Here is a 7,764-nt window from a genome sequence, read left to right on the forward strand (position 1 = left end):
GGCCGAGGTCGTCGGCGGTATAGGTGTTGAAGTCGCAGTAGCCGCAGCGGACCCGGCAGTACGGAACGTGGACGTAGAGACTCAGCCCCCGCTCGGCGGCGCCGATCCCTGCCGATGTCGGCAGGGAGCCGTCGCGCGGTGGGACCTCACCGGTCGGTTGTGCGGGCACTTACTTCTTGCTGTCCTTCGTCTCCGGCTCATCGGAGGACAGGGCGGCGATGAAGGCGTCCTGCGGCACCTCGACGGTGCCGACCATCTTCATCCGCTTCTTGCCCTCCTTCTGCTTCTCCAGCAGCTTGCGCTTACGGCTGATGTCGCCGCCGTAGCACTTGGAGAGCACGTCCTTGCGGATGGCGCGGATGTTCTCGCGGGCGATGACCCGGGCGCCGATGGCCGCCTGGACCGGGACCTCGAACTGCTGCCTGGGGATGAGCTCGCGCAGCTTCTTGGTCATCTCCACGCCATAGGCGTAGGACTTCTCCTTGTGCACGATCGCGGAGAAGGCGTCCACGGCCTCGCCCTGCAGGAGGATGTCGACCTTGACCAGGTCGGCGACCTGCTCGCCGATGGGCTCGTAGTCCAGCGAGGCGTACCCCTTGGTGCGGGACTTGAGCGCGTCGAAGAAGTCGAAGACGATCTCGGCCATGGGCAGGATGTAGCGCATCTCCACCCGGTCCTCGGACAGGTAGTCCATGCCCTGCAGCTCACCGCGGCGCTCCTGGCACAGCTCCATGATCTGACCGATGTGGTCGGCGGGGGTGAGCAGGGTGGCCTTGACCATGGGCTCGTGGATCGAGTCGATCTTGCCCTCGGGGAACTCGCTGGGGTTGGTCACCACGTGCTCGGTGCCGTCCTCCATCTCCACCCGGTAGATGACGTTGGGGGCGGTGGAGATCAGGTCCAGGTTGAACTCGCGCTCCAGACGGGCACGGGTGATCTCCAGGTGGAGCAGGCCAAGGAAACCGCAGCGGAAACCGAAGCCGAGGGCCGCGGAGGTCTCCGGTTCGAAGTTCAGGGCGGCGTCGTTGAGCTGGAGCTTGTCCAAGGCGTCGCGCAGCACCGGGTAGTCGGTGCCGTCGATCGGGTAGAGCCCGGAGAACACCATGGGCTTGGGTTCCTGGTACCCGGCGAGCATCTCCGTTGCCGACCGGTTCAGGGCGGTGATCGTGTCACCGACCTTGGACTGGCGCACGTCCTTCACACCGGTGATGATGTAGCCGACCTCTCCCACGCCCAGACCACCGGACTTTTGGGGCTCGGGCGCGCTGACGCCGATCTCCAGGATCTCGTGGGAGGCCTTGGTGGACATCATCTGGATGCGCTCGCGCGGGCTGAGCTTTCCGTCCACGACCCGCACGTAGGTGACGACTCCGCGGTAGGTGTCGTACACCGAGTCGAAGATCATCGCGCGGGCGGGGGCGTCCGCGTCTCCGACCGGGGCCGGGATCTGGTTGACGATCTCGTTGAGGAGCTCCTCGACGCCCTCACCGGTCTTGGCGCTGACCTTGAGCACGTCGGAGGGCTCGCAGCCGATGATTCCGGCGATCTCCTCGGCGTACTTCTCGGGCTGGGCCGCGGGAAGGTCGATCTTGTTGAGCACCGGGATGATTTGCAGGTCGTTCTCGAGCGCCATGTACAGGTTGGCGAGCGTCTGCGCCTCGATGCCCTGTGCGGCGTCGACCAGCAGGATCGCGCCCTCGCAGGCGGCCAGCGAACGCGACACCTCGTAGGTGAAGTCGACGTGGCCGGGGGTGTCGATCAGGTCGAGCGTGTAGGTCTTGTCGTCCAGGGCGGTGAACGGGATCCGCACCGCCTGGGACTTGATGGTGATGCCGCGTTCGCGCTCGATGTCCATGCGGTCCAGGTACTGGGCGCGCATCTGACGGTCCTCGACGACCCCGGTGATCTGGAGCATCCGGTCGGCCAGCGTCGACTTGCCATGGTCGATGTGCGCGATGATGCAGAAGTTGCGAATCAGCGCGGGATCGGTCCAGTTCGGCTGTGCCACCGTGCTCCGTTCAACGGGTTTGGTTCAGGGTCGTGTGCGCCTGTGGGGGCGACTTTCCGCCTCTGCCGTGGGCACACGGCGTCCTCCATCCTCCCATGACGCGGGTACCGCCCTCACCGGGTCTCCCCCGAGGCGGTACGGCAGTATGGGCGCGAGGCGCGGGTGTCGACGTCCAGATTATGCGAACCGACGCCGGGAACGGACCCGGCGGGTGCGAGAGCGGGTGGCGTAGGGGTGAAGTGGTTTCTGACACGGCTGTTGGCCGGGGTCGCGGCGGTCCTGGTGCTGGTGGTCGCGGCGGGCTCGCTGTTGAGCTTCCAGTTCTCGGGCACGCCGAGCGACCGGGCGGCCTCCCAGGCCGCGGACGCGGCCTGGGTGGGTTCGTGGGAGGACACCGACGCCCTGTCGGAGCTGTTGGACATCGGCTCGGTGAACACCCTGTACGTGTACGCGGGCGACGTGGCCGCCGACGGAACGGTGGAGCGGGTGCCCGACACCGGGGCTCTGCTGTCGTGGCTGAACTCCACCTACCCGGATGTACGTCCACTGGCCTGGCTACGGCACGTGGAGTCCGGGTCGTCGCTGCTGCGGGACCGTTTCCCCACCGAGGACCGTGAGACGCTCGCGCCGACGGTCGCCGAGGTGGCGGCGGACGGTTTCGCGGGGCTGCACCTGGAGATCCGGCCGGTGACGGTGAACGACCCGTCGATCCCCACGCTGATGGCGATGGTGCGGGAGGAGTTGGGCGAGGACCCGGTGCTGTCGGTGCAGGCCCACCACGTGGAGCTGCTCCCCGGTGGTCGGGTGGCGTCGTTCGTCGCCGAGGGCGAGGAGAAGTACTGGTCCAAGGGGTACATGGACCAGGTGACCGAGCACGCCGACGAGGTCGTGCTGCCGGGGGTGGACGCGGACATGCCGACCGAGGGGATGTACGGCGGGTTCATGGTGCGTCAGGTGACCGAGTCGGTGGCGGCGCTGGGCGCGCGTGAGGACCTGACCCTGCGTTTCGGGGTGCCCGCCTACAGCGGTGAGGAGTGGGGACCGGGCCATGAGAACGAGAAGGCGCTGACCGCGATCGCCGCGATCAGGTTGGGTCTTTCCAAGGCGGAACCGCCCGAGGAACTCACCACGGGTGTGGCGCTCTACCTGGCCGACGAGGCCGGGGAGGGCGATCTGGACGCCTATCGCACGGGGTGGCTGGGCCCGATACCGTGACCTCGCGGACCCGGGGCCCGAGTGGTCCGCCGAATACGGCATAATGGAGAGTCCGTGTCTCGGACCTCCACGTTCGAATTCGAGCCCTTCTGGTCTCACACACACCCTGCGTCGGCGCCCACGCGAGCCACTCATGGAACGGCTGCCCATGAGACGAGCCGCCGGATCGATCGGCGCGCAGATCAAAGTTACTGGAGCACGTTTTCGCATGGCGAACATCAAGTCGCAGAAGAAGCGCAACCGGCAGAACGAGAAGGCTCGTCTCCGCAACCAGGCGGTGCGCTCTTCGCTGAAGACCTCCATCCGGAAGTTCCGCGAAGCGGCCGAGACCGGGGACGTCGAGAAGGCCACCGTCCTGCAGCGTGACGCCGCTCGTGCCCTGGACAAGGCCACGAGCAAGGGCGTCATCCACAAGAACCAGGCCGCGAACCGCAAGAGCGCGATCGCCAAGCGTCTGGACGCTCTCCGGTCCGCCTAGGGACCGCGTAGCACGCGACGTCAAGGGCCCGGTCTCTCCCGAGGAGACCGGGCCCTTTCGTGTCGGCGGGGTCGTCGGCGTGGGTCTTCCGGGCTGGTCGTCCTTGAGTTATCCACAGGTCGAGATCACCCGGTGACAGACGGTCGTGCTCTCCCTAGCGTTGAATCCATGACCGCTTCGCGCCGGTCACGGCGCCGCCCTCCCATCTCGTCCCCCGAGGAACGACTCCGCGCACTCGGTCTGGACTCCTCACCTTTCGCCAGGCGTCTGCGCGCCCGCATCCCACGTCCACCCGCAGATCCCGCGGCCGTCCCCGCGCCCCGGCCGGGCACCGACGTCCCGAGCGCGCCCTACGCGGTAGGCGGCACCCGCACCCCCTACCGGCCCGCCGGGCGGGACTGGCCCGAGCGCGCCCCGGAGGACGTGCTCACCGTCCCCGTTCCCGATCCCGGAACGAAGCGGCCCGATCCCACCCCTCCCGCGGAGGAACCCGACACCGGCCCCTGGCGGGGGGCTTCGGATCCGGAGCGGCCCACCGGAACATCCCGGCCGCCCGCCGGGTACACGGAGTTGGTCCCGGACGAACCCGTGACGGCCCTGAACCGGATCACCCGGGGCTGGGCCGCCGAGGCCGCGCTGTCCCGTCGGTCGCTGGTCGTTCTGGTGGTGTCGGGTCTGCTGGCTGTGGTGGTCGCGTTCCTGATGCTGCGCGAACGCCCCGATGAGGTCGCCGTGCCCGATCTGGTCACCCGGGCGGCCTCCGACGACGGCCCCGCCCCCGTTTCCGGCACTCCCCCACCGGGTGACGACGTCCCGGGCTCTCCCCCACCGGACGGCGAGGTGGTGGTGCACGTGGGCGGTGAGGTGAACGAACCGGGTCTGTACACGATGCCCGCGGGTTCCCGCGTGGCCGACGCCGTGGAGGAGGCGGGCGGCGCGTTGCCCGACGCCGATCTCGACCTGCTCAACCTCGCCCGGACTCTGACCGACGGCGAACGCGTCCTCGTGGGGGTGCCGGAGGAGGAGACACCGGGTGGGGGCGGTGCGGCGGCGGGCGGTGGGGAGGGGACGGCGGTGAACATCAACACCGCCGGTGAGGAGGAGCTGCGTTCCCTGCCGGGGATCGGGGAGAAGAAGGCGCGCCAGATCATCGATCACCGGGAGTCCATCGGTGGCTCCTTCGCCACCGTCGAGGACCTGCTCGGGGTGGACGGGATCGCGGAGAAGACCCTGGAGAACCTGCGGCCGCACGTGACGGTGGGGTGAGTCGACCATGGTGACGTGGTTGGGAACCGACGCCCACGGCCTGGGGCACCCTCCGGACCTGCGGCTGATCGTTCCGGCTCTGGCGTCCTGGGCGGCGGCCCTGGTGGCCCTGGCCGTGCCCGCGTGGGCGGCGTGGTCGCTGGCGGGCGCGATGGCCCTCGCCGCGGCGGTGGTGTTCCTGGGGGGACGACCGTCCGTGCTGCTCGGGGAGGCTCCGCTCACCACCATCGTGGCGGCGCTGGTGTGCGCGGCGACGGTCACGGCGGTGGCCGGACTCCACGTGCATCGGACGATGACCAGCGCCGCGGTGGCCGCCACCGAGCGGGGCGGTGAGGTGGAGTTCCGCGCGGTGGCGACGGTCGATCCGCGTTCTCGGGCGGGCGTGCCACGGCCGGGACGGGCGGAGTGGGTGGTGCCGGCCCGCACCGTGTGGGTCCGTGTGGACGGTGAGCTCCGCGCCTCGCGGGCGTCGGTGGTGGTGTTGGCCTCCGGCGCGGATTGGTCGGGGCTCCTACCGGGCCAGGAGTTCACCGCGCGAGGGGGGTTCCTGGCCGCCGAGGACGAACCACTGACGGCGGCGTTGGTTCCGGTGCGCGGCCCTCCGGAGGAGGTCGCCGAGCCGGGGCGACTCCAGGCCTTCGCCGGTGGGGTCCGCGCCGCCCTGAGGGAGGCCGCCTCGGAGCTCCCCCGACCAGAACGCGGGCTGTTGCCGGCGTTGATCGTCGGCGACACCTCCGAGCTGCGGGAGGAGACCGCGGAGGACTTCCGGGCCACCGGGATGACCCACCTGTTGACGGTCAGCGGGGCCAACCTGGCGATCCTGACCGGGTTCGTGTTGGCGGTGGCGCGGTGGGCCCGGGCGCCGACGTGGTGTTCGGTGTCGGGCGGCGCGGTGATGATCTGGCTGTTCGTGCTGGTGTGCCGACCGGAGCCGAGCGTGGTGCGGGCCGCGTTCATGGGCTCGTTGGGGTTGTTGGCGCTGGCCACGGGCCGGGCGCACGCGGGTCTGGGCGCGTTGGGCGTGACCGTGGTGGGCGTGCTGTTCGTGGCGCCGGGACTGGCGACCTCCTTCGGGTTCGCGTTGTCGGCGTTGGCCACGGCCGGGATCCTGCTGCTGGTGCCCGGGTGGTCGCACGCCTGGTCGGCCAGGATGCCTCGTCCCGTCGCGGAGGCCTTGGCGGTGGCGGTGGCGGCGCACGTGTCGGTGGCCCCGGTGCTGGTGCTGTTGTCCGGGGAGGTGTCGTGGGTGGCGGTGCCGGCCAACGTGTTGGCCGCGCCGGTGGTGGCGTTGGTGACCGTGGCGGGATCGGTGTTGACGGCGTTGGCGTCGGTCTGGCCGGGCGCGGCGGCGTTCCTGGTGCACCTTCCGGGACTCGGGGTGTCCTGGATCGCCGTGGTGGCGAAGGTGGGGGCGCGGGTTCCGTACGGGGCCCTGCCATGGCGCTCCGACGTGGCCGGCGCGTTGCTGCTGGCCGCCCTGGTGGCGGTGTTCCTGCTGACCCGCGGTCGGGCCCGCCGGGTGTTGGCCGCGGTGACCGTCGCGGTGCTCCTGCTGGGGGTGTCGGCCCGGTGCCTACCGGGTGGTTGGCCACCGAAGGGGTGGGCGCTGGTCTCCTGCGACGTGGGACAGGGGGACGCGTTGGCACTGTCCGTGGGCCCCGGGGAGGCGGTGGTGTTCGATACCGGGGAGGACCCGGAACCGGTGGACGGGTGCCTGGAACGGCTGGGGATACGGGAGGTCCCGTTGCTGGTGCTCAGCCACGACCACTCCGACCACGTGGACGGCGCTTCGGGGGTGCTGCGACACCGACGGGTTCCGGCGGCGCTGGCCCCCGCGGGTTTCGAGGACACCGCGGTGGGCCGACTGTTGGTGGCGGAGGGCGTGCAGCTCCTGACCGCCGAACGGGGGCAGACCCTCAAGGTGGGTCCGTGGACACTACGGGTGCTGTGGCCACGACCGGGCTACGTGGGAACGGTCAACGACACCTCGGTGGTGGTCCGGGCGGACGGAACGCACCTGTCCGCGCTGCTCACCGGGGACATCGAGGTACCGGCCCAGGGCGAGCTGTTGCGCGGGCCGGACGCCGCGCTGTTGGAGGTCACCGTCCTGAACACCCCGCACCACGGGTCGGGTACCCAGGACCCCGCCTTCCTCGCCGCGACACGGGCGCGGGTGTCGGTGACCTCCGTGGGCGCGGACAACCCCTACGGCCACCCGGCGCCGTTCACGCAGAACATCCTGGAACGGGTGGCACCGGTGAACGCGCGTACCGACAGGGACGGGGACGTGGCGGTACTGGACGACCCGGTGCGCGTGGTCTCCCGCGGGCCCGCCCCGGACCGTTGACCCCCGAACGGCACCGGCCGGTCGGTGGGTCGTGGCATGCTCGTTGTATGCCTGCACCCGCCCTCATCACACTCGTCGTCGGCGACGAGGAACTGCTCGTCGACCGGGCCGTGGCCGCGGTGGTCGCCGCGGTCCGCGAGTCCGAACCGGAGGTGGACGTCCACGACCTCGTACCCGCCCAGGTCGGCCTGTCCACCCTGGTGGAGGTCACCTCACCGTCCCTGTTCGGCGACCGCCGGGTGGTGGTGCTCCGTTCCTCCCAGGACCTGACCAAGGACCTGGCGGCGACCGTCATCGACTACCTCGGGAACCCCGCCGACGACGTGAACCTGGTGCTCACCCACGCCGGCGGCGCCAAGGGCAAGGCGGTCCTGGAGGCCGCCACGAAGGCCAAGGCGCAGCGGGTGGACTGTAGGGGCCCCAAGAAGGGTCCGGAACGGGTGGCGTTCG

The 7,764-nt window shown here is 70.3% G+C and carries 5 protein-coding genes and 1 pseudogene; 5 read left to right on the top strand and 1 reads right to left on the bottom strand.

The window, feature by feature from the left end; translation table 11 throughout:
- Positions 1-169 precede the first annotated feature (169 nt).
- Positions 170-2,008, bottom strand: coding sequence for a translation elongation factor 4 (lepA, locus tag K8V84_RS23380; protein ID WP_304078691.1), 1,839 nt, complete (start codon positions 2,006-2,008; stop codon positions 170-172).
- Between the two features lie 234 nt (positions 2,009-2,242).
- On the opposite strand from lepA, the gene K8V84_RS23385 reads away from it, so the two are divergent.
- The 5 genes and pseudogenes from K8V84_RS23385 to K8V84_RS23405 form a co-directional block, all read left to right on the top strand.
- Positions 2,243-3,223: a hypothetical protein gene (locus K8V84_RS23385; RefSeq protein WP_304078693.1), complete on the top strand. Its 981-nt coding sequence runs from the start codon at positions 2,243-2,245 to the stop codon at positions 3,221-3,223.
- Positions 3,224-3,431: 208 nt separating this feature from the next.
- Positions 3,432-3,701: a 30S ribosomal protein S20 gene (gene rpsT / locus K8V84_RS23390; RefSeq protein WP_304078695.1), complete on the top strand. Its 270-nt coding sequence runs from the start codon at positions 3,432-3,434 to the stop codon at positions 3,699-3,701.
- A 168-nt stretch (positions 3,702-3,869) separates the two neighbouring features.
- Positions 3,870-4,967, top strand: coding sequence for a helix-hairpin-helix domain-containing protein (locus K8V84_RS23395; RefSeq protein ID WP_304078696.1), 1,098 nt, complete (start codon positions 3,870-3,872; stop codon positions 4,965-4,967).
- A 7-nt stretch (positions 4,968-4,974) separates the two neighbouring features.
- Complete coding sequence (locus K8V84_RS23400) at positions 4,975-7,314, top strand: ComEC/Rec2 family competence protein (RefSeq protein ID WP_304078698.1); 2,340 nt, start codon at positions 4,975-4,977, stop codon at positions 7,312-7,314.
- A gap of 47 nt (positions 7,315-7,361) precedes the next feature.
- Positions 7,362-7,764: pseudogene (locus tag K8V84_RS23405) on the top strand (DNA polymerase III subunit delta); the annotation flags it as partial.

Origin of the sequence: Nocardiopsis listeri (genome assembly GCF_020741345.1) — a bacterium.
In the GTDB taxonomy this organism is placed as follows: Bacteria; Actinomycetota; Actinomycetes; order Streptosporangiales; family Streptosporangiaceae; genus Nocardiopsis; species Nocardiopsis listeri_A.

Bases quoted from the DNA above. Each gene is read 5' to 3' on its own strand.
- rpsT (WP_304078695.1), top strand. From the start codon at position 3,432: ATGGCGAACATCAAGTCGCAGAAGAAGCGCAACCGGCAGAACGAGAAG.
- K8V84_RS23395 (WP_304078696.1), top strand. From the start codon at position 3,870: ATGACCGCTTCGCGCCGGTCACGGCGCCGCCCTCCCATCTCGTCCCCC.
- K8V84_RS23400 (WP_304078698.1), top strand. From the start codon at position 4,975: ATGGTGACGTGGTTGGGAACCGACGCCCACGGCCTGGGGCACCCTCCG.